Source organism: Paenibacillus hunanensis, assembly GCF_014645615.1.
GTDB classification, from domain to species: Bacteria; Bacillota; Bacilli; order Paenibacillales; family Paenibacillaceae; genus Saccharibacillus; species Saccharibacillus hunanensis.
On record NZ_BMMB01000001.1, the window covers coordinates 617,623 to 644,094 of the forward strand.

Consider the following 26,472-nt stretch of genomic DNA (forward strand, 5'->3'; position numbering starts at 1 on the left):
TAGACGTATTCTGTAGAAAAGAGAGGTAACCATTTGTCTGATGAAGTAAGTATGCGAACGTCCCCATGTACAGAATATGTTGTACAGGCAGTCAGCCATTCGTGGCCGATGCAACGGGATTCGTATGCGCATTTTCATCGATATAACAAATGGGAGCTTTTTAAATGATTTGCAGAATTTCCATGCTAATTACCGTAGAGGACATTAGCTGGCACGTTCTGAACAAGCATAGGTTTGTCATGTAATGGAGTAGCTTTTCCAAAGCGACAAAGGTGTACGCCGCATACGGAATAGATGCGCTGGTAGCATTGTTGCAGGAAATAGCGATATCCATCGACTTACCTGATGCTTTGACAATAGAGATACCGTTAGGAATAGAACCTACCGTCCCTATCTCCCTTTCCCTTTGTGATCGTGTGAAAGCTAGAGCATATCTGAATATCTGTTCATCGACCGCGTGGCTGCTGCCGCGCGGTTTTTTGATATGTCCTGCGGTAGCAGGAAGGAGGACGATAGATATGACAACATTAGCGAGTATACGCAACGTGGCAAAGGATTGGAAAGGGAAGTCTATTTTCGAAGGTGTTCATTTACAGATTGAGAGTGGTGAGCGATTGGCGCTGCTTGGACCGAATGGTAGTGGCAAGACGACGCTAATTCGCATCCTGATGGGAGAAGAACGTCCAACTATAGGTGAGGTAGAGCGCTTCTTGCCATTGGAATACTGGGATTGGATGCGTCAGGAGGAAGGCGAGGTTGCTGCGGATGTGACTGTGCTGGAAATAGCCCGTCAGGGTAAAAGAGAGCTGTGGTCACTGCGTCAGGAGCTTGATCGAATCGAGCGGCAATTGAACAGTGAGCAGGCTGCTACGATGCAGGAGGATGAGATGACTTCCTTGCTGGAGCGATATGGTCGTCTGCTGGAGCAGTATGAGCAGCAGGACGGTTTTCACTGGGAAACCGAGGTAGAGAAGCAGCTAGCACGGTTAGGTATTCATTCGCAGCTATGGTCACGTCCCTATAGGAGTCTGAGCGGTGGGCAGAAGACGCGAGTGCGTCTTGCCGCTGTACTGACGCGAGATACACAGCTGCTTATTTTGGATGAACCGACCAACCATCTCGATGTAGAAACGATGGAATGGCTGGAAGAGCGGCTCAAGCAGTATACCGGAGCTTTACTTTTCGTATCGCATGATCGTGAATTCGTGGATCGCCTGGCAACGGCGGTAGCGGAATTATCTGCTGATGGTATAACGGTGTATAAGGGGGGATACCTTGCGTATCGCGAGCATAAGCAGCGAGAGCTGCGTGCACAGGAAGCCTTATACAAAAAACAGGAGCAGCAAAAGCAAGCATTACAGGAATCGATTCGTCGGTATAGCGAATGGTTCAAGCAAGCACATGCAAGTGCCTCCAAGCAAAATGAGGTGAAGATCACCGCTAGCTTTTACAAGGCAAGGGCGAATAAAAATATATCGCGCTATCATGCGAAGCAGAAGGCACTGGAGCGTCTGGAAGCAGAGCGTGTAGAGCGTCCACGTGAGGCGGATAAGTTGCATTTTGAGCTAGAAGCGAGTGAGTTCCGAGGGAATACATTGCTGGAGCTGGAGCATGTATCTTTTGGTTATGATGCCACAGTATCTGTTATTCCTATGGAAGAGTGTACTTCTAAAATAGAGCTTACCGATCCGAAAAACCAGACGCATGATATGGAATCTGCCAGTCAGGATGATCAGGCAGACCAGACTCATGAGCTGGAACTTATCAGTCATAACGATCAGACAGGAAAAATCGAACCTACCCATCTTAAAGGTCAGACTCCCTGGCTGCTCAACGATGTAAGCTTGCAGCTTCATCGTACCGAGCGTCTTGCAGTTATAGGGCCGAATGGTAGTGGGAAGACGACGCTGCTTCGTCTGCTGCTGGATAAGCTGGAGCCTGTGGAAGGACATATTTATCGTCATCCAGCGCTCAAGGTCGGCTATTTCTCACAGGAGCTGGAAGGCTTGCCGCAGGAGCAGACGCTATTAGATAGCTTGCTACTGTTGCCGGGTATGACACGAACGGAGGCGCAGACGATTCTAGGCTGCTTCCTATTCCGACGCGAAGATGTGCACAAGACGATCGCGCATTTGAGTATGGGCGAGAAATGTCGGGCGGCGCTGATTCGGCTTTATTTTGGCGGCGCGAATGTACTGGTACTGGATGAGCCGACGAACTATCTGGATATCTCCGCTCAGGAGGTGATCGAGTCGGTATTGCAGGATTTTGGCGGTACGATTGTGCTGGTGTCTCATGATCGGATGCTGGTACGGCGACTGGCGAATCGACTGTTGATGCTGGATGGACAGGGTGGCTATGAGCTATTCGATGGCAATATGGACGAGTACGAGCAATTCCGTGCACGCCGACAGCGGCAGGAGCAGTCTGGTGGCAAGCAGGATGACGATCGACGAATGCTGTTGGAGCTACAGCTCGCAAGGTTAATGGCAGCAGCTGAGCAGCAGCCCGGAGTATCCGGTCTAGCTTTGGGTGAGCGTTCCGAGAGTGAACGGCAATTGCAGGCAGAGATTCGGGAGCTACGGCGCGAATTAGAGCCATACAAATTCGGGAACAATCGTTGACGGCACGCAGGGAAGTTTGTACAATAAGGTGTACCTTATAGGGAATTGCATTTCGTGTAAAATGTAATGGAGTTAGGTTGAATCTTCACTGCTGTTGCGATATGTCTTTGTACAGAGCGCAATAGACCACAGTGAAGCACATGGATATCTGCAACGATGGAGATAAGTACACAGCACTGCCTTACAGGGAGAAAATGCCGTAGATTGAGAGCATTTTACAAGGAAAAGGCTGTTGAAATTCACTCCGGAGCAGCTTGTTGAACGATTCGATTCCAGTCGATCAGTCGCTTTGTGTAGAAGAGCTACGGCGTCATAGAACAGGAAGAGAATTCAGTAGGTCAAGCCGGTTAACGATCCGTTATTATCGTTTTGAGCGAGAGACAAGCGTTGTCTATGACTTGCCTGTCACTGTATGGTGATAGCGCTGCTTCGATGATTCGATAAGCTTTGTGCCCCTTTAGGATGGGATCACAGAGTGAGGAGTCGGATACGAAGACAGTCAGAGCAGCATTGTTTCTAACAAGGGTGGTACCACGGTCTTTTCGTCCCTTACGGGAGAGAAGGCCTTTTTTTGTTGGTTTTCTTTACATTTGGAATAGTAAAAAAAGCTGGCAGGATTGTACAAGCACGATGAAAGGGGATTTTATAATGAGCGAAACGGTTCAAATGAAAGAGCAGTTGCTGACGCTAAAAGCAGAAGCACTGGATGTATTGGAAAAAGTCGGTACTCCAAAGGAGCTCGACGAGCTGCGTGTCAAATACTCTGGTAAAAAAAGTGCGTTGACTGAGATTTTACGTGGAATGGGCAAGCTAAGTGCTGAGGAGCGTCCCGTTGTAGGTCAGGTCGCTAACGAAGTACGCGAAGCGATCGAGGAAGTGATCAATCGCAAGCAGGAGCATTTTGTACGTGAAGAGACGAATGCACGTCTGCAAGCGGAGAAGGTCGATGTAACCCTGCCAGGTCGTCCAATGCCACAGGGCGGTATTCATCCGCTGAACAAAGTCATCGAAGAGCTAGAGGATATCTTCCTCGGTATGGGCTACCGTGTAGCAGAAGGCCCTCAGGTAGAGACCGACTATTATAACTTTGAAGCATTGAATCTGCCGCAGAACCATCCTGCGCGTGATATGCAGGATTCGTTCTATCTGACAGAGGATCTGCTGATGCGTACGCAAACCTCTCCGATTCAGATTCGTGCGATGGAAGCGGCCAAAGGTCAGGCGCCGCTGAAGGTTATTTGCCCGGGTGCTGTATATCGCCGTGATGATGACGATGCGACTCACTCCTTCCAGTTCCATCAGATCGAAGGACTGGTCATCGATAAAGGAATTCGCATGAGTGACCTGAAAGGCACATTGCTGCAATTCGCACGTGAGATGTTCGGCGAGCAGACGGAGATTCGTCTGCGTCCAAGCTTCTTCCCATTCACCGAGCCAAGTGTTGAGGTGGACGTAACGTTCACGAAGAAAAATGGCGAGCGCGTCTGGATCGAGATTCTTGGCTGTGGTATGGTGCATCCGAAAGTATTGGAAATGGGCGGCTTTGACCCTGAGGTGTACAGCGGCTTTGCGTTCGGTATGGGTGTAGAGCGTATCGCAATTTTGAAATACGGTATCGATGATATTCGTCATTTCTATAGCAATGACATGCGTTTCTTGAAGCAATTTTCCCGCATCTAAGTAGTGGATGCTATGGCATAGAACAATAACGATTAAGCATATGATTGATGTAAAAGGAGTGGACGGACTGTGAAAGTATCAATGGATTGGCTGTCTCAGTATGTGTCTCTGGAAGGCGTACAGGCTGAAGACCTGGCTGAGCGTATTACACGCGCAGGGATTGAGATCGATAGTGTCGAGTCTCGCAATGCAGGCATTACAACGGTTGTAGTAGGTTATGTAAAAAGCAAGGAAAAGCATCCAGATGCGGACAAGCTGAATGTATGTATCATTGACGCTGGGCAGGGAGAAGACCTGCAAATCGTTTGTGGAGCGAAAAACGTGGATGCCGGACAAAAAGTACCGGTGGCACTCGTAGGTGCGAAGCTACCAGGTGATCTGCATATCAAAAAAGCAAAGCTGCGCGGTGTGCTGTCGCAAGGCATGATCTGCTCCGCCAAAGAGCTGGGCATCAACGATAAGCTGCTGCCAAAGGAACAGCAGGAAGGCATTCTCGTATTGCCTGAGCAAACCGAGATCGGTATGCCGATCGTTGACCTGCTAGGCTTGAACGATCAAATTCTGGACTTCGATCTGACACCAAACCGTTCAGACTGCCTGAGCATGCTGGGTGCAGCCTACGAGGTAGGCGCGATTCTCGGTCGTGATGTGAAGCTGCCAGAAGTGCAGCCGGTTGAAGGTGGCGATGCAGCAAGTAATCACATCTCGGTTACGATTGAAGCGACAGAAGCATGCAGTCACTTTTCCGCACGTTACATTAGCGGGATCAAAGTGGGCACATCTCCGCTCTGGCTGCAAAACCGTCTGATCGCCGCAGGTGTGCGTCCGATCAACAATGTAGTCGATATTACGAACTTCGTCATGCTGGAGTACGGCCAGCCGCTGCACGCTTATGATGCAGACAAGCTGAACAACGGTGCTATCGAAGTCCGCATGGGTCGTGAAGGTGAAGTACTGACGACGCTGGATGATCAGGAGCGCAAGCTGGATGAGCGTATGCTCGTAATCGCTAGTGGTGGCAAAGCGGTGGGTCTGGCTGGTGTAATGGGTGGTGCAGACAGCGAGGTGTCGCAGGGCACGGTGAATATTTTGCTGGAATCGGCACGTTTTGATGGCGGTACTGTACGCAAAACGTCCCGTCGTCTGGGATTGCGTTCTGAAGCAAGTCTTCGTTTTGAAAAAGAAGTGGATGCAGCGGCAGTAGTGCCTGCGCTGAATCGTGCGGCTGAGCTGATCGTGCGTTACGCGCATGGTATGATCCATGAAGGTGTCGTGGAGCAGGTCGTCACTGAACCACAGGAGCAGACATTACAGCTGTCGCTGAGCAAGCTGAACAGCTACCTCGGTACAGAGTTGTCGCTGCTGGAAGTGAAAACGATCTTCGCTCGCCTGCAATTCCCTTGTGGTGATGTGGCACATGATCTGATTGAAGTACGTGTACCAACACGCCGCGGTGATATTACACGTGATGTGGATCTGATCGAAGAAGTAGCACGTCTGTATGGCTATGACAATATTCCAACTACACCAATCGAAGGCGCAACAACGCCAGGCGCACTCACTGCACCACAGCGTCTACGTCGTACGATTCGTCATTTGCTTGTACATGGTGGTTATCAGGAAGTGATCAGCTACTCGTTCACACATCCTGATAAAAACAAGCGTTTCCCGCAGCTTCGTGGTACACATCATGATGTAGCACTGGCGATGCCGATGAGTGAGGAGCGTAGCGTGTTGCGTACCGGACTTGTATCGCAGCTGCTGGAGATCGCTTCGTACAACCGTAATCGTAAGCAGGAAAATCTCGCCTTGTTCGAGATCGGTATGGCATTTTTCAGTGAGGAAGAGAAGCTGACTCGTCAGCCGCATGAAATTCCACTGCTGGGCTTGCTGCTTACCGGTCGTCGTCAGCCAGCACAATGGAATACTTCCGCTGAGCGTGTCGATTTCTTCGATATTAAAGGTGCACTGGAAGGCGTATTCAGCTATCTGGGTATTCAACCGCAGGTAACTTACAAAGCCGATCAGCCAGAAGGCTACCATCCAGGGCGTTCGGCTTCGGTCTATCTGAATACGGGCACGCAGGAGCTGCGCATCGGTACAATCGGACAAATTCATCCAGACATTCAGCGTGAAGTTGATCTGGAGGATACGTATGTAGCTGAGATCGAACTAGCACCGCTGTATGAGCAGGTGAACGGACAGATTACGTATCATGAGCTGCCACGTTATCCTTCGATTCAGCGTGATATCGCTGTCGTCGTTGACGATGCGATTCCATCTGGTGATTTGACAGCTTCCATTCGTGAATCTGCGGGTGAGCTGCTGGAGTCGGTACATGTATTCGACGTATTCAAAGGCGAGCGTCTTGGTGCAGATAAGAAGAGTGTAGCAATCGCACTTGTCTATCGCCATCCGGAGCACACGCTGACAGACGAAGAAGTAACGGCTGTGCATGATGGTGTACTGGCTCGTCTGTCCGAGCAATTCGGCGCTGAGCTGCGTAAGTAACGTATAGAATGTTTTGCTAGAGCGTATCATACCATCTCGTGTACGTATAAGCAGTACGAAATGGAAGAGAATAGGGAAAAGGACGACATAGCATGTTAGCAATTGCCTAGCAAGCGGTTGCCCTCCTTCCTTTTCGAAGTAGGATATGCTGTAGCAAAAAAGCTTACGTATACGACCTGATACTACATTACTTTTTGAATCGTTCCTATAAACTGTATTTATCTGTAAGAGCTGCCTTTGTGTAGTTGCAGATAAAGCAGGAAATGGCAGAAGCCACATCGAATTAATCGTCGATGTGGCTTTTTTGTTCATCCAGCACTAGAATATACTGAAGGACATTTTGTACAATGGAATTATAGACATCAGGATAAACATCATTTCCGCGAATCAGGCTCACATACATGCGCACAAAGATAACATCAATGTGCAATGGAAATAGGATGCGCTGTTCGTCTCTGTTAAAGGGATGGCAGACAGCGATAAGATGCCAAATGTTGATGGGAACGCTGATGCTCCGTCAACATTTTGTGCTTATAAAGGATAGAAACCATTTCGATGACATATAGATAGTATGAATGCAAAGGAGGGCAAGGCTGTGACAACACCCGAACGGATTCGAGTCAGTGTGAATATTTACGGTAGAACATATAAGCTGGTTGGCAGCAGTGCCGACTACATGAAGCGAGTAGCCGAGTATGTGGATGGTCACATGCACGAGATTGCGCAGGCACATGATCATCTAGACACCACGAAGCTTGCCATTTTGTCGGCAGTACATATGGCGGAGGAAGCGATCCAGGCGACGACCGATCGGTCTGAGCTGGATGCAGCGGTGAATGAACGGGATCGTTTGCAGCAGGAGCTGGAACGCTTGCATGAGGTGCAGCTCAAGCAGCAGGAGGTTATTCGTAAGTTACAGGATGATGCCGAGCTGGAGCAGCAGAACAAGCAGCGACTCACAGATGAGTTATCTGTCGCGACCGAGGAGCTACAGCAGGTGCAGGCTGATCTGTCGACTGCACAGCAGCAAAATGAAGTGCTGGAGCAGCAGAGTGCAGATTACCGTGAAACAGGTAGCCAGCTGCAAGATGAGCTGGAAAAAGCGCGTAAGCAGATTCAAGCGCTGAATGATCAGTATCAGAATCTGGAAACAAACACGAAGCAAGCGACTGAAGAGCTACAGATGGAGCTGATGCAGTCGAATGAAAATGAGGAAATGTATCGTCTGCGTAGCGAGGAGCTTGAGGAAAGCATCCATACGCTTCAGCAGGCGCATGATCTGGCACAGCAACGGGTGCAGGAACTGGAGGAAGATAACGATTTTACCCATGCGCAGCTAGACGAGCTACGTGTAAAACAAACAGGGCTGGAGCAGAAACTAACGCAGCTACAGGAAGAAGCGGACACATGGCGCGAGCTATCCGGACAGCAGGAGGAAGAGCAGCAGCGTTTGTCTGCCGAGCTATCTGCTAAAGGTACCGAGCTGGAGCAAGTCCAGCAGCAGCGAGCAGAGCTAGAAGCCCAGCAAGAGCAGCGCCAAGCTCAGCTGGCTGATCTGCAAGCCCAGCAAGAACAGCGTCAGTCGACGCTCGAAGCGCTGGAGCAACGTTATGAACAATTGCAGCAGCAGGCAGAGACCACGCAGTCTGAGCTAGATGAGCGTAGTGGCGAGCTAGAGCTAGCCTTACAGGAAAATGCAACGCTGCATCCGCAGTTATCCGAGCTCAGACAGCAGCATGAACAGCTGCAAGCTCAGCATACGAATGCACTACAGCAAATGGACGAAGTGCGTGGACAATTGCAGCAGGCACAGGATGAAAATGAACATCTGCGTCCTGAGCTAGAGCAGCTACGTGCACAATATGAGGAATTGAATACACTGCATGATCAGACCGAGCAAAAGCTGGCTGAACAAGCGACACGTATGGAAGCACTACGTGAGGAAAATGGGCAGGTATGGACGGAGCTTGGTTCATGGCAGGATCGATATAGCAGTCTGGAAGAACAGTATCGCGAGCTGGAAGTAAGTCTGTCACAGCGAAGCGAAGAGCTGGAGCGTTTGCAAGGGGAAAGTCAGCAATTGCGCGCACAGATTGAAGCCGCCGAGCAGCGTCGTATCGAGCTGGAACAAGAGCAACAGCAGCTTCGCGGACAATTGGAAGAGCGTCAGCATGAACTGGAAAGTCTTCGCAATGAGCATACTCAAGTATGGAGCGAACTAGAAACGTGGCAAGCTCGTCATACACAGCTGGAGCAGCATAGTCAGGAAGAGCAGACGACACTGCAAGCCCAACATGCGGAGCAGATCGGCGAGCTGGAGACACGCTTGAACGAAACACAGCAACAGCGTCAGCAATTAGAGCAAGAGCTGCACGAGACGAGCGAACGTCTTGCCGCAGTGCAGGCAGAGGCAGCACAGGCGAAGGAAGAAGTGACGACATGGGAACAGATGTCGAATGAGCATGAGCAGCAGATGCAGGAGCTGGAAATGCGCTTAGATGAAGCCCTGCAACAACGTCAGCGACTGGAGCATGAGCTCGGTGACATTCAGCAGCAGCGCCAACAACTGGAGCAGAATTTGAATGACACTCGGGAGCAGCTGGCAGGCGTACAGGCAGAAGCGGTACAGGCGAAGGAAGAAGCTAGTACGTGGGAGCAACTGTCGGGCGAGCATGAGCAACAGATGCAGGAGCTGGAGATGCGTTTGAATGAAATGGGTCAACAACGCCAGCAATTGGAGCAAGAGCTGCACGAGACACGTGAGCGTCTAGCAGCAGTGCAGGCAGAAGCCGAGCATGCTAAAGGTGAAGCTGGAACCTGGGAACAGCTATCCAGTGAGCATGAACAGCGCGTGCAGGAGCTTGAATTGCGCCTGAATGAGACAGCCCAGCAACGCCAGCAGCTGGAGCAACAATTAAGTGAAATCGGCGAGCGTCTGGTCGCTGTGCAGTCAGAAGTAGCACAAGCGAAGGAAGAAGCCAGCACCTGGGAGCAGCTGTCAGGTCAACATGAGGGACAGATCCAGGAGCTTGAAGCACGACTAAACGAAATCGAGCAGCACCGTCAACAGCTGGGGCAAGAGCTAAGCGAAACCAGCGAGCGATTAGTAGCCGTGCAGGCTGAAGCTGAACAGGCCAAAGACGAAGCTAATACCTGGGAGCAACTATCCGGACAGCAGGAGCAACAGGTAGCATCACTGCAAGAGCAGCTATCCGCTCTGCATCAGCGTTATGTTCGTCTGGAGCAGGAGCTACAGCAGCGGACGACCGAGCTGGAACAGCAAGTATCCACTCAGAATGAGCAGCTTCAGCAACAACAACGTCAGGTACAGGATGTGCGCGAGGAATCGGACAACTGGCAACGATTGTCGGAGCAGCATAAGGAAGAACTCACTTCATTACAGCTGGAAATGCAGCAGCTAAACGAGCTATATGATGAGCAGCAAGGAGAGATGGAGGAAGCGCTGCGATTGATGACAGCGGAGCGCGACGATCTGACTGCACGTATCGAGCAGTTGCAACAGCAGCTAGAGGAATTGACAGTAGCTGCGGCAAGTGTACGCGAAGAAGCCGATACATGGGAGCAAGTGTCCAGCCAGCGTGAAGCGGACGTGCAGCGCCTGCAAGAGCAGCTGACTGAGCTACAGGCACAGCGTCAGGGCTTGGAGCAGCATACGGGTGAGCTGGAGCAACAGCTGAATTCGCTTCGACATGATCAGGCATCCCTGCAAAATGACCTACAGGAATGGCGTGATCTTGCAAGGCAGCAGGAGCAAGAAGCGGCACAGGCACAGAATGAGGCAGAGCAGCTTCGCAGTGAGCTAGCTACACGTCAGCAGCAGCTATCGGCGCTGGAATCCCAGCAGCGTGAACAGGGGCAGCTACTTGATGAGGCGATGCAGGATATCGATAGCTGGAACGAGCGATATGAACAGCTACAGACGCAGCACCACCATACGCTGCAAAATGAACAGGGATATATGGAAGAGATTGGACGTCTTGAGCAACAGCTTTCTAGCTTACAAGCCGAACTGGAGCAGGGACAAGCCCGATTGCAGGAGCTGGAGCAAGCGCAGCACGAACAGGATGAACAGCTACATCAGCTGGAATCGAGTGAGCGTCAATGGCGCGAGCAATACGAGCAGCTCCATGCTGCTGAGCAGGGACGTAGCGAGGAGTCGCAGGAGATGTTAAACCAGTACGAGATGCTGACGCATCAATTGCGGATTGTGAACATTGAGCGCGATGCACAGATCGCCGAGAAGGAACGCATTCAGCGCGAGCTAGAGCAGCTTCGTGTACAGCACGAGCAGCTGCAAGTCGAGCATAATGAATGGATGGAGCTTATCGAGCAGGATCAGAATTAGGGCTCAGAGCACCTTATTAAAGTGTGAGTAATTCGGTACAAATTCAATATTGCTATCGAATTTATAGAAATCATTTCAGCCATTGAAGTTATAGAAATCGTCTTTTCAACCGAGAGCGGATATCCATTCTATGCTGAAGCGTCTCCATTCTTTTCCATACTAGTGTCTTTTTCATAATAGTGGTTGTAAATATTCAATCTCGTAGCGGAAACATGAATGACGATCTATTACAATAAAAAAGCACCGACAGTCTACTGAACTGCACCGCCAAATGCTCATTAGTGTACCCGAAGGGTTTCTAATGTCCATTTTAAGGAGGGCAGTTCGCACAACTGTCGGTGCTTTTTTTTACAGTTAATATTATTCGATATAGCTAAGTTCATGCTAATCCTTCAAGCTCTAACGCTTACGTATACGCTCCAATCACCCCAGCTGCTTACGAGCATTCAACATCCGCATCGTACGCAGATATACATAAGAGGAAATGAATGCGAGCAACGCCATAATCACCAGTCCCCAGAAAATATTGGAGTAGGCAGCGGATAGCGACAAGCCTTTTTGCCATTCCATCGCACTGGAAGCGAGCGCTACACTAAATGCACCACTGAAAAATTGCATCAATTGGAACAGTCCCATTCCAGAACCTACCTGAGATGCAGGTAAAATACGCGAGATTTCATTGGACACACTACTGGATAGCATCGAGAAGCTCAAGCTGTTCAGCAGGTAGATAAACAGAATCGACAACCACGAATTGCCTGCAAACAGTGCAAACAGCACGATGGCAAGCAATACCATCAGCGGTGCATAACGCAGAATCGATGAGTTTCCATGCTGATCGATGATCGAGCCGATTTTACGAGAAGCGACAATCGTCAGTAGCGAGCCCGGGAAAATAATAAATCCGGCATGACTCGCACTAAAGTCGAACCGATGCACCAGAATTTGCGGAATAAGAAACAGCGTAGCAAAGCTGCACAGATACGACAAAATACCAACTAGCGATAACGTAACATAGGCCGAATTTGCCAGCAGGGCAGGCTGTACAAATGGCTCTGCCGCCAAACGAATACGTACGATGAACAATGCCAGCCCGATCAATCCGATACCAAGCGCTAGCCAGGAATGATTCGTCAGGAATAGTAGAATCCCACTCGTACCTGCGGCGACGAATAATGCGCCAGCCGTATCGAATACACCGCGCTTAGGCATTTCCTTTGGTAAAAATAAATAAAACAGTGGCACCAGCAGTAAGCTGATCGCCGTAATCAGGAACAAAAAGCGCCAGCCCATATAATCGACAATCGCGCCACCTGCAACAGGGCCAAGTCCGAGTCCGAGCGAGACGGCAGACATGATGAATGCCATCGCCTTACCACGCCGTTCCAGCGGGATATAGCGAGTGAACAACACCATCGCCAGCGAGATGACTGCTCCTGCACCGATCGCTTGTAGCACTCGCATCGTCAGTAGCATTGGGAAGCTCGTGCTGAATAGCCCACCAATCGCAGCCAGTCCAAGAATCGCCAGTCCGATCACCAGCAGACGACGCAGAGGTACAAAGTCAGATAATCGGCTATATGTAATAGAAGAAATCGCAAACATGATCGAGTAGCCCGTTACGATCAACGACGAGACCGATTCGGTCAGTTGAAAATAAGCCGTGATTTTGGGTAATGCCAGATTGAACATTGACGTGTTCATAATGGCAATTACAACCGCCAGGCCGAGCAGTACAGTGAGAAGCCCTTCCTTTTGCAATGGATTCGAGTTCACCTCGTTCGTATCGGAAGCAGCAACATATGTTGATGCGGTAGTTGACATTCCATTTCCTCCTGCATGTATAATAGTATAGTTCGAATATCATCGAACAATTGAAATATAGCATGCAATGATTTAAAATTCAATTAGAGATTTGTAAAGGATTGTTAAGCAATGATCATAAGATCAATGTATATATTGTTATAACGACTGTGCTCTACATCGGGTATGGAGTGATCATGCTTTGTTAACGCTTAAATAGTGGCGTTAATGGTAGATGAATCGCTTCCACCATAAAGGAGACCTGTTTATGAAAGTGTTATATCATCCAGATCGTCATGAGATCGAATTGACCTCGGTGCTGTATGCGCTCAGTGATCCGATTCGCCTTCATATTATTTCTCAAATTCTTAGCGAAGGTGAGAGCCCATGTAATGCGTTTCAAGTTCCGGTGGCGAAGTCAACGTTATCCCATCATTTGCGCACGCTTCGTGAGAGCGGAGTGGTATTCACACGCAGTCAGGGTACACAGCGTTTACTCACAGTACGTGTAGAGGATCTGAATGAACGTTTCCCCGGGGTGCTGGATGCTGTACTCGGCGCGTATGATGCCAGTGCTATATCGGTGCTCGCAGTAGATACGCTGGAGACTGACATATCTACAGATGCCAAACACGTATCTATAGCTGCAAAGCATGAAGTTGTTGATGCTGACGATAAGTGACTTGAACGTCAAATTCAGATTACCGTCTAATAGGTAGAGCTATATAAATGACAAAACACGCAGTCCTCTAAGCGACTGCGTGTTTTGTCATACTATTTTCTATTATATAGGCGTGCATGTAGCCTATTCCTGCATAGCTTCTATCCGTTGCTACATCATATCAGCTTACTATAGCTGTACGTATAGCAGTCGGATATCCATTTCTGCATATAGAAATGCACGAATCCCATACGGATTCTTCAAGTAATGGAATTCTCTAGGTGATCGCTTACGCTTCGTCTACGATCAGCTTCGCCACCATCGTGCTATGACCGGAGCCACACATGATCGAGCATGCCATATCGAATTGACCGGCTTGCTCTGGAGTAACGGTCATTGTGGAGTTACTGGAATCCAGCTTCACATTCAGCGCTGGAATAGCAAGGCCGTGATTGCCTTCTTCATTTTGAAATACGATCGTGACCGGCTGTCCCTTTTTCACATGGTATTCCTTCTGGTCAAACGCATAGTTCGTCGCCTTGACAACGAGCTGTTCGCCGCTGGCAGCACCATTTTCCGAAGTCGCTACACCTGTATCTGTTACACCGCTCTGCTGGCTGGAGTTCGTATTGCCTCCACCCTGTCCGCCGCAGGCTGTTGTCAGCACCAGCATAGCAGTAGTCATACCGATAAGAAGATATTTTTTCATCATTATATGCCTCCCTGTTGGTAGTCGTGTCGATTGCAATCCCTTTCATCATATCGTATACTGTCACCTCCTGTCATTCAAACCTTTTGTGAAAATTCGGTCACGGTGTATAATAGAATGGAATTCCGGTGCCATTATGCATTGCGATAGGGCAGCAGTTGACCGGAGATCGTCGTATGGGGACAGCTGTATAGCTGGGATCATTCATTTGAATGTGCTGATTGGAGTATAGATCGTATTCTGTAAGCCATCTACATCTTATGCAAAACTGAGCGGGGAAGCGTAACCCATATTATGCATATGGAGAATGGCTACATTATTTATCATGACGGCTAGGGTACTGATCATCCTAGCAAGTCGAGTTAGATAACTAATGTAGAAAACGAATATACATCCCTATGTCGTGCCATAAAAATGATGATCGAACGATACGACCTACGATTATATTGAACCATTGAACCGGAAGATGCGATCGATTGCAGTTCCGGTATAGAGGAGTGTCATAACGTTGAACGATAAAATATTCCATACGATGCAGTATGGGCATATTCTGGATATGCTGGCTGGTTATGCGGCAACCGCAATCGGAAAGCAGGCAGCACTTTCATTAACGCCAGATACCGATCTGGAATATGTCAAAAAAATGCTGCAATTCACCGATGAGGCGGCGACTGTCGATCGTCTCAAAGGTACGCCGCCCTTTGGTGGTATTGTAGATATTCGTCCGGCAGTAAGCCGGGCACGCATTGGTGGTACGCTCAGCCCGAGCGAACTGCTGGGCATTGCCAATACAATTATGGGTGGTCGTCGTGCCGCACGTCATGTAGAAAGCGTACATGAGGATGAGCCCGTTCCATTGCTGGCGGATCTGATTGAGCTGTTATCTGATCAGCGTCCACTGGAAAAGTCGATTTGTGCTTGTATCGACGAATCTGCACATGTGATGGATTCCGCAAGCAGCGAGCTGGCGACGATTCGCCGTGAGCTACGTTCCGGCGAATCGCGTATTCGCGAGAAGCTGGACGGTATGATTCGTTCACAGACGGTAGCCAAAATGCTACAGGATCAACTGGTGACGATTCGCGGAGATCGCTTTGTCATTCCGGTCAAGGCAGAATATCGCTCGTACTTTGGCGGGATTGTACATGACCAGTCTGGTTCAGGCGCAACGCTGTTTATCGAACCAGAATCCATCGTAGCGATGAACAATAAGCTGCGCGAAACGAAGCTGCGTGAGGAACGCGAGATCGAAGTCATTCTGCAAAAGCTGACCGCACAGGTAGCCGAGCAAGCCGAGTTGATCGGCTACGATGTCGAGACGCTGGCACAGCTTGATTTTGTATTTGCGAAGGCACGTCTGGCACATGCGATGAAAGCAAGCAAGCCGATGATGAACGACCGCGGCTTCCTGAAGCTAAAAAAAGCCCGTCACCCCTTGATCGCGGCAGACCATGTGGTACCGACTGATCTGGAGCTGGGCAATTCGTACACAAGCATTATCATCACCGGACCGAACACAGGTGGTAAAACCGTTTCCTTGAAAACGGTCGGATTGCTCAGTCTGATGGCGATGTCTGGCTTGTTCGTTCCGGCTGAGGATGGCAGTCAGATGTGCGTATTTGATGCCATTTATGCCGATATCGGGGACGAACAAAGTATCGAGCAGAACCTGAGTACATTTTCCAGTCATATGACGAACATCATCTCGATTCTGGGCAAAATGACACCGAAAAGCCTGGTGCTATTTGACGAGCTGGGTGCAGGGACAGACCCGGCAGAAGGCTCAGCGCTGGCGATTGCGATTTTGGAGCATATTCATAGTCAGGGCTGTCGCATGATTGCAACGACACACTATAGCGAGCTGAAAGCCTATGCGTATGATCGTAAGGGTGTCATCAATGCGAGCATGGAGTTTGATGTGAACACGCTGAGTCCAACGTATCGTCTGTTGATCGGTGTACCAGGACGCAGTAATGCATTTGCCATTGCAGAGCGTCTGGGCTTGCCATCGAACATTCTGGATCATGCACGCGGTGAAGTGAGCGAGGAAGATCAGCGGATCGAGCATATGATTGCTTCACTGGAAAGTAATCGTCTGGGTGCTGAGGCAGAACGTGAGGAAGCTGAGCGTCTGCGTAAGGAGCTGGAAGAGCTACGTGCGAAGTATGAGCGCGACTTGAACCGTCTGGAAGAGCAGCGCGATAAGCGTCTGGAAAAAGCCGAGGATGAGGCGCGTGCTATTCTGGAAAAAGCACGCACCGAAGCAGACGAGGTGATTAGCTCCTTGCGGAAAATGGCGCAGGAGGAAGGCGCTTCGGTGAAGGAGCATCGTCTGATTGCGGCACGTCGTCAATTGGATGAAGCAGCCCCTGCTCAGCGCCAGAAGAAAAAGGCACCTGCGGCAGCTGCGAAAAAAGCCAAGCCGATCGGACCTGGCGATGAGGTTATGGTGCACAGCTTCAAGCAGCGTGGTCATGTGGTCGAGCTGTCTGGCTCCAAGGAAGCACTCGTGCAGATGGGCATTATGAAGATGAAGGTGTCTCTAAGCGATCTGGAGCTAATCGAATCCGCTAAGCCTAAGGCACAGCCACAGCGTAAGCAGGTTACGACCGTTACACGTTCACGCGAGGAAAATACGCATTCCGAGCTGGATCTGCGTGGTGCGAACGTGGAAGAAGCATTGCTGGATGTGGATCGTTTTCTGGATGAAGCGTTTCTGGCGAATCTGGGACAGGTGTATATTATTCATGGTAAAGGAACCGGTGTGCTGCGTACGGGAATTCAGGATTTCTTGCGCCGTCACAAGCATGTGAAAAGCTTCCGAACCGGTAATTATAATGAAGGCGGAACAGGAGTGACGGTAGCCGAGCTGAAATAAGCGCGGCTACCGACCATTCCAAATCCGTTTGAAACCATTACGGCGCTCATGCGTAGAGACTAGGATGATCTGTAATGATTTCACTACCGGAAGGAGTTAGAAAGTGGCGTGAAGGACTACGTAGATCCGTTGCTGGCGCATCCGGTCGGAATGATGGTCGGTTATTTTTCCGTGGCTGTGCTGCAATTAATCGTATTTTTATGGCTTTTTGAGCTGGTAACGAAGTATAAATGCTGGGACGAAATCAAGCGTGGGAATGTCGCTGTTGCGATGGCGACAGGCGGTAAGATTTTCGGAATCTGTAATGTGATGCGATTCTCGATTGAAGCACACAGCTCAGTATACGGAAGTCTGGGCTGGTCGATGATCGGCTTTTTACTGCTGATGGTTGCCTATCTTCTATTTGAATTTCTGACCCCGGTCTTTAATATTGATAAAGAGATTGCCTCGGATAATCGGGCGATCGGCTTGATTTCGATGATTATATCTGTGTCGTTATCCTATGTGATCGGTGCTTCGATTTTGTAGCCCATACAGGATAACTACACATTATCCCGCAACAAATTTGCAACACGAAAGGAACGGAACAATGGATACAACAGTATGTCCGTGGTGTCATAGTGAAATTGTATGGGACCCTGAGCTAGGTCCTGAGGAGTTTTGCCCTCATTGCGGTAATGAGCTGAGCGGCTATCGCACACTCAATATCGAGCTGGAGGACGAAGAGGAGCAAGAGAACGCCTATGCTGCTGCAAGTCATATTGCGGCAGACCCAACAGAGCGTGTACAACAACCAGCGGCTAGCGAAAAAAGTAGTGGTCTGGCAAGCCGTGCAGCCACATTGCTGGACGAAGCGGAGCTATTCCAACAGCCTAATCTCAGCTCACTGAAAACCGTCGAAAGCTACGGCGATGAGAGCTTCAACATGGTCGAATACGAAGAACAGGTTGAAGAGCTACTGGACGGTCAGGAAGAAATTCCGCAATGCCCACATTGCCAGGAATACATGCTGCTATCGGGTACTCAGCAAATGGGAGAGAGCGGCTTCACCTCAGCTCAAACATCAGCAGGCACAGCCTTCCTGCCAGCACCGTATACGGTCAACGTCTACGTATGCCCAAGCTGCTTCCACGTCCACCAGAGTCTGGATGAAGCATCACGCTTGCATATGATCGATGCGTTGTCCGCTTCAAAGGAACAATAAGAAGCATTCGTATAAGGCTACAAGACAAACCTAAAAATATCGTGCAGCAGAGAGAGCAGCTTTAGTAAAAGATGTACTCTGTCTGAATGACTACAATTGCTGTACAACAAATAAAAGCCCGACTGCTCCACATGGGTGTAAAAGCTACATCGCCGTCAATCAATGATCGGAAATGTAGTTTTAACATCCATCCTATGTGGAGTGTCTGGCTTTTTTGTGCGTTGCCTAATTGTCAGGCTCAGGTTAACCGTTGGTAGTAGAGGGTTGATAAGCGATGCAACCTAATATTATTTGAAAATAAATAGAGTAGCCTGATCATAATTTGAGCTTGAATTGCGATCGAATGAATATCAATTTCTTATGAAAACATACATTTTAGAAAGGGTGAGAATCTTCATCCTCACCCTTATCCAAAAAATTCCCGCGTCTCCACCTGAACCCATTTCCTTATTCTTTGCCAAAGTCAGGAACCATTATATCGACTAAATGTATGTTGACTAAATGAACTTCAATATTCCTAAATCCTCATCACATCAAGCCGTAATGTCCGGAATCACAATCTGCGGCGAATGCGCTGGAGAAGGCTTAGCCGTCCGTGTCAAACTGAACAGCTCCAATTCAGGCCGTTTTACTCCAGTTAATTCGTCTGCCAGCAGCATCGCAGCAATCGCACTGTAAACTGTACCATTGCCACCATATCCTTCAACAAAATAGCAATCTGGATACTCTGGATGACTACCCATATACGGCAAACCGTCCCGACTGGAGCCGAATGGTGCTGCCCATGCGGATTCGATCGTCAACGAGCCCAGGCGTGGGAATAATTCCTCTACCGCCTCAAGCAGACGCTGGGCTTGATTGATTTTGCGTACTTCCATATTTTCGATATTGGTCAGTGGCTCATCCAGACCACCCGCGATAATACGATTATCAGCCGTTGTACGGATATACAGGTACGGACGCGCCGTCTCCCATAGCATACTGCGGTTATACCAGCCGTCCCAGTTGCTTACAGGTGTCGTCGCAATCGCATACGTATTCATCAGGAAGGCGCCACGATCCTTTTTAATCTCCTGTGTCTCATAGCCAGTAGAGAAGACGACCTTTTTCGCTTTGATTTTATGCTCGCCCACATAATGAATAATGCCATCATCTGTAAAGGTTTGTCCTGTTACAGCCGCATTCTCGAATACACGAGCACCATAGCGTCGTGCATTCATCATCAAGCCATGCACCAGGCGATATGGATTCACCTCTGCATCTCCATGCGTATAAATGCCACCTGCTCGGCTAAAGGAAAAATGCTTCGCAATGCGTGCTTCATCCCAGTAGTCCGCTGCAAAGCCGTGTTTTTTCAGGTTCTCATATTCCTCTTGCAGGGCAGGCACATCATCCGCTTCACTGGCAAAATACAGACTGCTACGTGGAATCATCTGCACTGGAATCGGCAGCTGTGGAGCGGTATGGAGCAGATATTCCATCGCATCCCGGCACAGGCGATAGAACAGCACACCGTTTTCCTCGCCAAATGTATTGATGCATGCCGTCAATGTCTTGTCATTCGTATATTGGAGCAGCCCCGTGTTCGCAATCGAGCTACCCTGTCCGATCTTACGCTTTTCGGCAACGACTGTGCGTAATCCACGCTTAGCAAATTCTCTTGCACATAATGCGCCGCCCATGCCCCCTCCGATCACGAGCACATCACACTCCAGATTTTCCGTCAACTGCTCGTACGCTGGTGTTCGAGGCATCGTATGGCCCCACATTGTATCTCTGGTGTGTAAGTTCATGTGTATTCGCTCCTTTGGAAGTTGGGTACAAAAACATATTGTTAGCAATAAGTAACCGAATCAGGTGTATAATGAAGCAGTACATAAGTCACAACGGATAAAATGACGTCGATTCCGGGTTCTCTACTCGCTTGCAAACATGGAAAAGCAAGCGTCAGGACTTGGCAGGAATGTACGATTCGTGTAATATTTATTATTAATCTTTTGCACTTGGAGGCTATATCGTTATGAAGGAACTTAGCGAGCTAAAGCTGCAGATTCTCGATCTGCTCAAGGAAGACGCCAGACGCACCCCACAGCTCATATCCACTTTGCTGGGTATTGAGGAAGCCGAGGTCAAACAGGCGATTCAGGAACTGGAAGACGACAATGTGATCGTCAAATATGCAACCGTAGTCAACTGGAGCAAGGTTGATGATGAGACCGTAACAGCACTGATTGAGGTACAGATTACACCGGAGCGCGGACGTGGCTTTGAAGGTATTGCAGAGCGCATCTATTTGTATCCACAGGTGAAATCGGTCTACTTGATGTCCGGCGCCTATGATCTGCTGGTGGAGGTAGAAGGGCACAACCTGAAGGAAGTGGCGAGCTTCGTTTCCGAACGGCTGTCTCCGATTGAATCGGTATTATCAACCAAAACGCACTTTATTCTTAAAAAGTACAAACAGGACGGAATTATTTTTGAAGACCATGAAGATGACCGCCGCCTGATTATTTCCCCGTAAAGGAAGATGAATGCTATGATTGTCAACCAAGATCAGACGACCGGAGAGCCAAAATCGATGGAGTCGTATCTATCACCACTCGTTCGTGGCATCCAGCCTTCCGGTATCCGCAAATTTTTCGATCTGGTGAGCGCCAGCAAGGATATTATTACACTGGGCGTGGGCGAGCCAGACTTTATTACGCCGTGGCATGTACGCGAAGCGTGTGTATACTCACTCGAACGTGGCTACACCCGCTACACTTCTAATTCAGGTATGCCGGAGCTGCGCGAAGCGATTGCCGCTTATCTGGAAAATGAATTCAAAACATCGTATGATCCGAAGGACGAGGTTCTCGTTACCGTAGGTGGTAGTGAAGCGATCGACCTGGCACTGCGTGCATTGATTGCGCCAGGCGATGAGATTCTAATCCCTGAGCCATGCTATATCTCGTATTCGCCAATTACGGCGATTGGCGGTGGTGTGCCGGTCGGAATCGAGACCTTTGCTGAAAATAACTTCAAGCTAACTGCTGAAGCACTGGAAAAGAGCATTACACCACGCTCGAAAATTCTCATTCTCTGTTATCCAAGCAATCCGACAGGCGCGATCATGACCTATGAGGATTGGTTGCCGATTGCTAAAGTGGTAGAAAAGCACGATCTGATTGTCATTTCCGATGAAATTTATGCCGAGCTGACGTATGGCACCAAGCACGTTAGCTTTGCCTCGATTCCGGGTATGAAGGATCGTACTATTCTCGTGAGCGGCTTTTCCAAAGCCTTTGCCATGACAGGCTGGCGGATGGGTTATGCATGCGGACACCCTGATCTGATCTCTGCTATGCTCAAAATTCACCAGTACACGGTCATGTGTGCACCGGTGATGGGTCAGGTTGCTGCACTGGAAGCACTGACGAATGGTCTGGAGGAGAAGGACAAGATGGTGGAGTCGTATAACCGCCGTCGCCGTCTGATCGTAGATGGATTCCGCAGCATTGGTCTGGAATGTCATGAGCCGCAGGGAGCATTTTACGCCTTCCCAAGTATTAGCTCTACCGGCTTAACATCGGAAGAATTTGCTCAGCAGCTGCTGGTGGAAGGACGCGTCGCGGCAGTGCCGGGTAGCGTGTTCGGGCTTGGTGGCGAAGGCTTTATTCGCTGCTCGTATGCAACATCGGTCGCCCAGCTAAGTGAAGCATTAGAGCGTATAGGATCATTTTTGCATAAAATAAAATAATTTCCATTAATGCCACTGTAAATAAAAAAATGTTAATTTAACCTCTGCATCAAATTTCTGCTTCCATTTCGTTAGACCTGTGCTATAATAGGTCTTCGGAAGCAGGAATTTTTTGTTTATAAGGAGGGAATTACTTGTATTGTGCTGAATATTCGGTGCCGATCTACCGAGGACTTATGCTGTCAGAGAATAAAGTACCCTGGCCACAGCAACCAGATCACGCGACGCAATTAATTTCTCTGGAAAATGAGATTCATATGCTTCGTACACGTATGGAGCAAATGTTTATCGAAAAACAATCGTTTACTGTGGAAGATGTGCTTGAGATTAGTATGCTGCTTGATATTCGAATTAATGAGTACATGCATATGCGCTACAATAGCAAACAGGAGAACTAGCTTCGAATTTCAATCCAGATACAGACATGGAATCGATATCAGATCAGCAATACGAGGAGTAATCCGATACATAGCCTTGACAAAGAGGCACGAGCACGCTAACCGTTTCAACGGGTGACTGTTGCCCGCCATCCGGTGCAGAACACGTTTTAGTCGATGAAGATCCTATACATAGGGTCTTCTTTTTTTGCCTGCAATGGATATGGTATGATGAGACATAGTTAAGTCGAAGGGGGAACACCGGTGAAGGCATGGGTAAAAGGAATCGTATGCGCGCTTGCAATCAGTATGATTGCGATACTGGCAGGCTGTGGAGGGAGCACGGAGAGTGCTGCCGATCCGAATCATGTTCAGATTTTCATTATGGGCAAGGATGGATTCCCACAGGAATTTGCAGATCAGATCGGGAAAAATTTGCAGCAAAAGCTGGGTAATAATATGACTGTAACCGTTAGCACAACGCCGGTGTATTCCCCGGAAAAGCTTGTGCTTGAATATGTGGATCGTACCGATGATATTGTGATTTTGCCGGAAGCAGATATGAAGGGTTATGCTGTCAATGGTGGTCATATGGTACTGGATAAGGACTTTGATGCGACCAAGTATAAAGATGGCGTTACTAAAGGAGCAGCGAATGTGGATGATACCGATCCTGCCAAGCAGACGGAGCATCTGTTTGCGATTCCAGTAAGTCAGATGTCGTCGTTCAAAGCGATCGGGTACAAGGCAGATGATTTGTATGCGACGATTCCCATTTTCGCGAACCATGATAAGGCGGTCAAAGTATTAAAGGCGCTGACGGATTAAGCTTCGTGATATATAGCGATGCAGGCGATGAGGAAGTATAGCTTAGCTGTACCGCAATGTAGCGATAAGTGAATAAGAACGAGACGAGCCACAGCGCGAATAGTAGATACTCACGTTGCGGCTTGTCTTTTATTGTTCGGGCAGGGCATCGGTAGCTGGCTGGGAAGTTAGAACAATAGGATGGAGTACGGCTATACAGATTAGAAATAACATGCTATGGATGATCGAGCGAAAATGAATCAAATATAGGGATCAAATAATAATGGTATGAGTGGAAAATATAATGTGAGGAGGAAAGCAGGAATGAATATTTATACACGTACAGGAGATGAAGGACAGACCTCGGTGATCGGGGGACGTGTACGTAAAGATGATATACAGGTTGAAGCGTATGGTACCATCGATGAGCTGAATAGCTTTGTCGGTCAGGCAGCTGCAATGGCGCTGGAGGATCAGCTGTCGGATCTGCGTGAGGATCTGATTCAGATTCAGCAGGAGCTGTTCGATTGCGGATCGGATCTTGCTTTTGTTCAATTGTCGGTGGATCGCTACAAAGTAGATGCCTCCCTGTCGGAGCGATTAGAGCAGTGGATCGACCGCTATGAGAGTGAGAATCCTGCGCTGGAACGGTTTATTTTACCAGGAGGCAGTGCGCTTGCCGCCACGCTGCATGTATGTCGTACCGTGTGCCGTCGTGCTGAACGACGTGTGGTTACACTGGCAGCGGAGCAGGAGATGAATCCAGCTGTACGACAATATTTGAACCGCTTATCGGATTATTTCTTTGTGGTGGCACGTACAGCGAATGTACGGGCAGGTGTAGCGGATGTGGAATATGTGCGGAGTGCGCGTGTATTTCGACGTAATGAAGAGTGAGGTAGACGCTGACCGATGGGGTACAGACTCTATCCGAAGCAGCGTTGAAGGAGAGGAATATACAGTAATATGAATGACCGCAATATCAATGACAATGAAGCAAGATTCAGTCATCCAGATGAGCAGGATTATTATCCACCGATTAAGTATACGATTGAGCCACAGGATGAAGGTATGCTGCTCAAAACGATACTGAATCGTCGCATGGGCATCTCACGTAAGCTGCTATCCCGTCTGAAAATGACGCAGCGTGGGGTAGAGCTGAATGGACAGCGTGTATATGTGGATCACAAGGTAAAGGGAAATGATGTAATTGAGGTACGGATGCTGCGCGAAAGCTCGGACGATATTTTGCCACAGCCGATGGAGCTGCATATTTTGTTCGAGGATGAGCACTTACTCATTTTAAATAAGCCAGCTGGCGTGATCGTGCATCCTACGCACGGGCATTATACAGATACGCTGGCAAACGGTGTGGTGCATTATTGGAAGGAGCAGGGCGTACAGTTCCGCTTCCGTCCGGTGCATCGACTCGATCAGGAGACATCCGGCGTACTGGCGATTGCGAAAAATCCGTATGCCCACCAGCATATTTCCGAGCAGATGATTCGTGGCGAGGTGTTCAAATCGTACAAGGCTTACGTGCATCATCTACCACAGCCACCCTCCGGGCGCATTGAAGGGGCGATCGATCGTCATCCCGAGCATACGCATATCCGTATCGTCACGCCAGATGGCTATGATGCGGCTACCCGGTATGCTACGCTGAATACATTTGCCGAGCATGATGCAGCGCTCGTATCGCTGGAGCTAGAAACCGGGCGCACGCATCAGATTCGAGTGCATATGAAGCATATCGGTTGCCCGTTGATTGGTGATCCAATGTATGGCTATGCGGCAGAGAATCCGCTGGCACCGATCGCTGCTACTGCGGACGCAGAGCGGATTGCTGAGCTGGATCGTATTGTGAATCGTCAGGCGCTACATGCGTATGAGCTGGGCTTCGTACATCCGGCAACCGGACAGAAGCTATTGTTTCAGGCGCCGTTGCCAGCTGATCTGGAGCGGCTGGATCGACATTTGCGTGGTCAAGCTGGAGAGCTGGAGTCGTGAGCCGATGTTAAATCTTATGTTCAAAAAAAGGAGAGTATAACGATGAGTCAATTAACCGTATATCAATATCCACCGTGCAGTACCTGCCGTAATGCCATCAAATGGCTAAAGGAGCAAGGGCATGAGCTGAACTTAATCCATATCGTCGATGCACCGCCAACTGCCGAGCAATTGCGAGAGCTGGTTGAGCATAGTGATCTGGAATTGAAAAAGTTCTTCAATACAAGCGGTGAAGTGTATAAAAGTCTAGGCTTAAAAGATAAGCTGCCGACAATGAGCGCCGAGGAACAGCTAGAGCTGCTATCGCAAAATGGCAAGCTGATCAAGCGCCCGATCGTTACCGATGGAGATCGTGTTACGGTAGGCTTCAAGGCAGACCTGTATGAACAGGCTTGGAAGGCTTGAGCGTTATACTTTAGAAGCTAATCATAGCGTCTGTGCAAGTTATATTCATTCATGATAAACTCCTCCTAATCTACATATGGAGGAGTTTTTATTATGCCTGATTCATCTAGCCGTTCTCAGTTACCTCAATATGAGCTACAGCCCGCATCCATCGATGATGCGAATTGGATTGCGGAGCTACGTGCGATGGTATTAAAGGATGATCTGACTCGTCTGAATCGATACGATGAAGTACGGGTCAGACAACGGTTTCTAAATTCATTTCAGCCAGACTGTACACAGGTGATTACCGTGCAGGGGCTGTCCGTAGGCTGTATCGCTATGCGTCCAGAAGAAGACGAGGGATATGTGCTGGAGCACTTTTATATTCATCCCGATGATCAGGGGAAAGGCATAGGCAGTGCCGTCCTTGCTGAGGTGCTATCGGATACAAGGCTGCATGGACAGACGGTGATGCTGAATGTGCTACAGGGAAGCTCGGCTCGTCGTCTGTATGAGCGGTATGAGTTTAAGCTGAGTGAGCAGGATGAAGTGGATGTATTTATGAAGCGAACTGTGCCTTCACAAATGAACTGAAAAAAGCAGGCTGTATGCCCTATAAAACGTTGTGAATAGTTGTACAGCTTTGAACAAATTCGGTATGATAGAATCAAACTGGTTTTACACGCATAGGGGAGAATACACATTGACTGAATTGA

Annotated in this window: 18 protein-coding genes and 1 pseudogene; 16 read left to right on the forward strand and 3 right to left on the reverse strand. The window is 48.9% G+C overall.

Annotation, left to right across the window (positions count from 1 at the left end):
* The first annotated feature begins 518 nt into the window (after positions 1-518).
* The 4 genes from IEX62_RS02625 (at position 519) to zapA (ending at position 11,181) form a co-directional block, all read left to right on the forward strand.
* On the forward strand, positions 519-2,624 hold the full coding sequence (locus IEX62_RS02625; protein WP_188773836.1) for an ABC-F family ATP-binding cassette domain-containing protein: 2,106 nt from the start codon (positions 519-521) through the stop codon (positions 2,622-2,624).
* Between the two features lie 648 nt (positions 2,625-3,272).
* Positions 3,273-4,304: a phenylalanine--tRNA ligase subunit alpha gene (gene pheS, locus IEX62_RS02630; RefSeq protein WP_308422624.1), complete on the forward strand. Its 1,032-nt coding sequence runs from the start codon at positions 3,273-3,275 to the stop codon at positions 4,302-4,304.
* Between the two features lie 69 nt (positions 4,305-4,373).
* Positions 4,374-6,815, forward strand: a complete 2,442-nt coding sequence (gene pheT / locus IEX62_RS02635; protein ID WP_188773837.1) for a phenylalanine--tRNA ligase subunit beta — start codon at positions 4,374-4,376, stop codon at positions 6,813-6,815.
* Positions 6,816-7,410: 595 nt separating this feature from the next.
* Positions 7,411-11,181, forward strand: coding sequence for a cell division protein ZapA (gene zapA / locus IEX62_RS02640; protein ID WP_188773838.1), 3,771 nt, complete (start codon positions 7,411-7,413; stop codon positions 11,179-11,181).
* 423 nt (positions 11,182-11,604) lie between these two features.
* Here the strand turns inward: zapA and IEX62_RS02645 are convergent, their stop codons facing one another.
* Positions 11,605-13,005, reverse strand: a complete 1,401-nt coding sequence (locus IEX62_RS02645) for an MFS transporter (protein WP_188773839.1) — start codon at positions 13,003-13,005, stop codon at positions 11,605-11,607.
* A gap of 247 nt (positions 13,006-13,252) precedes the next feature.
* On the opposite strand from IEX62_RS02645, the pseudogene IEX62_RS02650 reads away from it, so the two are divergent.
* Positions 13,253-13,546 (forward strand): annotated as a pseudogene (locus IEX62_RS02650) (ArsR/SmtB family transcription factor); the annotation flags it as partial.
* A 388-nt stretch (positions 13,547-13,934) separates the two neighbouring features.
* Here the strand turns inward: IEX62_RS02650 and IEX62_RS02655 are convergent.
* Positions 13,935-14,357 carry a cupredoxin domain-containing protein gene (locus IEX62_RS02655; RefSeq protein ID WP_229685564.1) on the reverse strand — a complete coding sequence of 141 codons (423 nt, stop codon included), beginning with the start codon at positions 14,355-14,357 and terminating at the stop codon, positions 13,935-13,937.
* A 505-nt stretch (positions 14,358-14,862) separates the two neighbouring features.
* Here IEX62_RS02655 and IEX62_RS02660 point away from each other — a divergent pair.
* The 3 genes from IEX62_RS02660 to IEX62_RS02670 all read left to right on the forward strand — a co-directional run bounded on the left by IEX62_RS02660 (position 14,863) and on the right by IEX62_RS02670 (position 18,436).
* Positions 14,863-17,232, forward strand: coding sequence for an endonuclease MutS2 (locus IEX62_RS02660; RefSeq protein ID WP_188773841.1), 2,370 nt, complete (start codon positions 14,863-14,865; stop codon positions 17,230-17,232).
* Between the two features lie 108 nt (positions 17,233-17,340).
* Positions 17,341-17,760, forward strand: a complete 420-nt coding sequence (locus IEX62_RS02665; RefSeq protein WP_229685565.1) for a DUF350 domain-containing protein — start codon at positions 17,341-17,343, stop codon at positions 17,758-17,760.
* Positions 17,761-17,821: 61 nt separating this feature from the next.
* Positions 17,822-18,436 (forward strand): hypothetical protein, encoded by a 615-nt coding sequence (locus tag IEX62_RS02670; protein ID WP_188773842.1) that lies wholly within the window; start codon positions 17,822-17,824, stop codon positions 18,434-18,436.
* A gap of 533 nt (positions 18,437-18,969) precedes the next feature.
* On the opposite strand, the gene IEX62_RS02675 is transcribed toward IEX62_RS02670, so the two are convergent.
* Positions 18,970-20,229 (reverse strand): NAD(P)/FAD-dependent oxidoreductase, encoded by a 1,260-nt coding sequence (locus IEX62_RS02675; protein ID WP_188773843.1) that lies wholly within the window; start codon positions 20,227-20,229, stop codon positions 18,970-18,972.
* Between the two features lie 227 nt (positions 20,230-20,456).
* Between IEX62_RS02675 and IEX62_RS02680 the strand changes: the two genes are divergently transcribed.
* The 8 genes from IEX62_RS02680 to IEX62_RS02715 all read left to right on the forward strand — a co-directional run bounded on the left by IEX62_RS02680 (position 20,457) and on the right by IEX62_RS02715 (position 26,350).
* Positions 20,457-20,957 carry an Lrp/AsnC family transcriptional regulator gene (locus tag IEX62_RS02680; RefSeq protein ID WP_188773844.1) on the forward strand — a complete coding sequence of 167 codons (501 nt, stop codon included), beginning with the start codon at positions 20,457-20,459 and terminating at the stop codon, positions 20,955-20,957.
* A gap of 15 nt (positions 20,958-20,972) precedes the next feature.
* Positions 20,973-22,175, forward strand: a complete 1,203-nt coding sequence (locus IEX62_RS02685; protein WP_188773845.1) for an aminotransferase class I/II-fold pyridoxal phosphate-dependent enzyme — start codon at positions 20,973-20,975, stop codon at positions 22,173-22,175.
* A gap of 134 nt (positions 22,176-22,309) precedes the next feature.
* A complete protein-coding gene (locus IEX62_RS02690; protein WP_229685566.1) occupies positions 22,310-22,573 on the forward strand; it encodes an aspartyl-phosphate phosphatase Spo0E family protein in 264 nt (87 codons plus the stop codon).
* Positions 22,574-22,816: 243 nt separating this feature from the next.
* On the forward strand, positions 22,817-23,380 hold the full coding sequence (locus tag IEX62_RS02695; protein WP_188773846.1) for a hypothetical protein: 564 nt from the start codon (positions 22,817-22,819) through the stop codon (positions 23,378-23,380).
* A gap of 303 nt (positions 23,381-23,683) precedes the next feature.
* Entirely contained in the window at positions 23,684-24,256 is a 573-nt protein-coding gene (locus tag IEX62_RS02700; protein ID WP_188773847.1) for a cob(I)yrinic acid a,c-diamide adenosyltransferase, read from the forward strand.
* Positions 24,257-24,325: 69 nt separating this feature from the next.
* Entirely contained in the window at positions 24,326-25,369 is a 1,044-nt protein-coding gene (locus IEX62_RS02705; protein WP_188773848.1) for an RluA family pseudouridine synthase, read from the forward strand.
* Between the two features lie 42 nt (positions 25,370-25,411).
* Positions 25,412-25,774, forward strand: a complete 363-nt coding sequence (locus tag IEX62_RS02710) for an arsenate reductase family protein (RefSeq protein WP_188773849.1) — start codon at positions 25,412-25,414, stop codon at positions 25,772-25,774.
* 93 nt (positions 25,775-25,867) lie between these two features.
* A complete protein-coding gene (locus IEX62_RS02715) occupies positions 25,868-26,350 on the forward strand; it encodes a GNAT family N-acetyltransferase (RefSeq protein ID WP_188773850.1) in 483 nt (160 codons plus the stop codon).
* The last annotated feature ends 122 nt before the right edge of the window (positions 26,351-26,472 follow it).

What these genes read in the sequence shown, in the direction of transcription:
- IEX62_RS02625 (WP_188773836.1), top strand. Translation starts at nt 519, where the DNA reads ATGACAACATTAGCGAGTATACGCAACGTGGCAAAGGATTGGAAAGGG.
- pheS (WP_308422624.1), top strand. Translation starts at nt 3,273, where the DNA reads ATGAGCGAAACGGTTCAAATGAAAGAGCAGTTGCTGACGCTAAAAGCA.
- IEX62_RS02645 (WP_188773839.1), bottom strand. Translation starts at nt 13,005, where the DNA reads ATGTCAACTACCGCATCAACATATGTTGCTGCTTCCGATACGAACGAG.
- IEX62_RS02655 (WP_229685564.1), bottom strand. Translation starts at nt 14,357, where the DNA reads ATGATGAAAAAATATCTTCTTATCGGTATGACTACTGCTATGCTGGTG.
- IEX62_RS02670 (WP_188773842.1), top strand. Translation starts at nt 17,822, where the DNA reads ATGGATACAACAGTATGTCCGTGGTGTCATAGTGAAATTGTATGGGAC.
- IEX62_RS02675 (WP_188773843.1), bottom strand. Translation starts at nt 20,229, where the DNA reads ATGAACTTACACACCAGAGATACAATGTGGGGCCATACGATGCCTCGA.
- IEX62_RS02680 (WP_188773844.1), top strand. Translation starts at nt 20,457, where the DNA reads ATGAAGGAACTTAGCGAGCTAAAGCTGCAGATTCTCGATCTGCTCAAG.
- IEX62_RS02685 (WP_188773845.1), top strand. Translation starts at nt 20,973, where the DNA reads ATGATTGTCAACCAAGATCAGACGACCGGAGAGCCAAAATCGATGGAG.
- IEX62_RS02700 (WP_188773847.1), top strand. Translation starts at nt 23,684, where the DNA reads ATGAATATTTATACACGTACAGGAGATGAAGGACAGACCTCGGTGATC.
- IEX62_RS02705 (WP_188773848.1), top strand. Translation starts at nt 24,326, where the DNA reads ATGAATGACCGCAATATCAATGACAATGAAGCAAGATTCAGTCATCCA.
- IEX62_RS02710 (WP_188773849.1), top strand. Translation starts at nt 25,412, where the DNA reads ATGAGTCAATTAACCGTATATCAATATCCACCGTGCAGTACCTGCCGT.
- IEX62_RS02715 (WP_188773850.1), top strand. Translation starts at nt 25,868, where the DNA reads ATGCCTGATTCATCTAGCCGTTCTCAGTTACCTCAATATGAGCTACAG.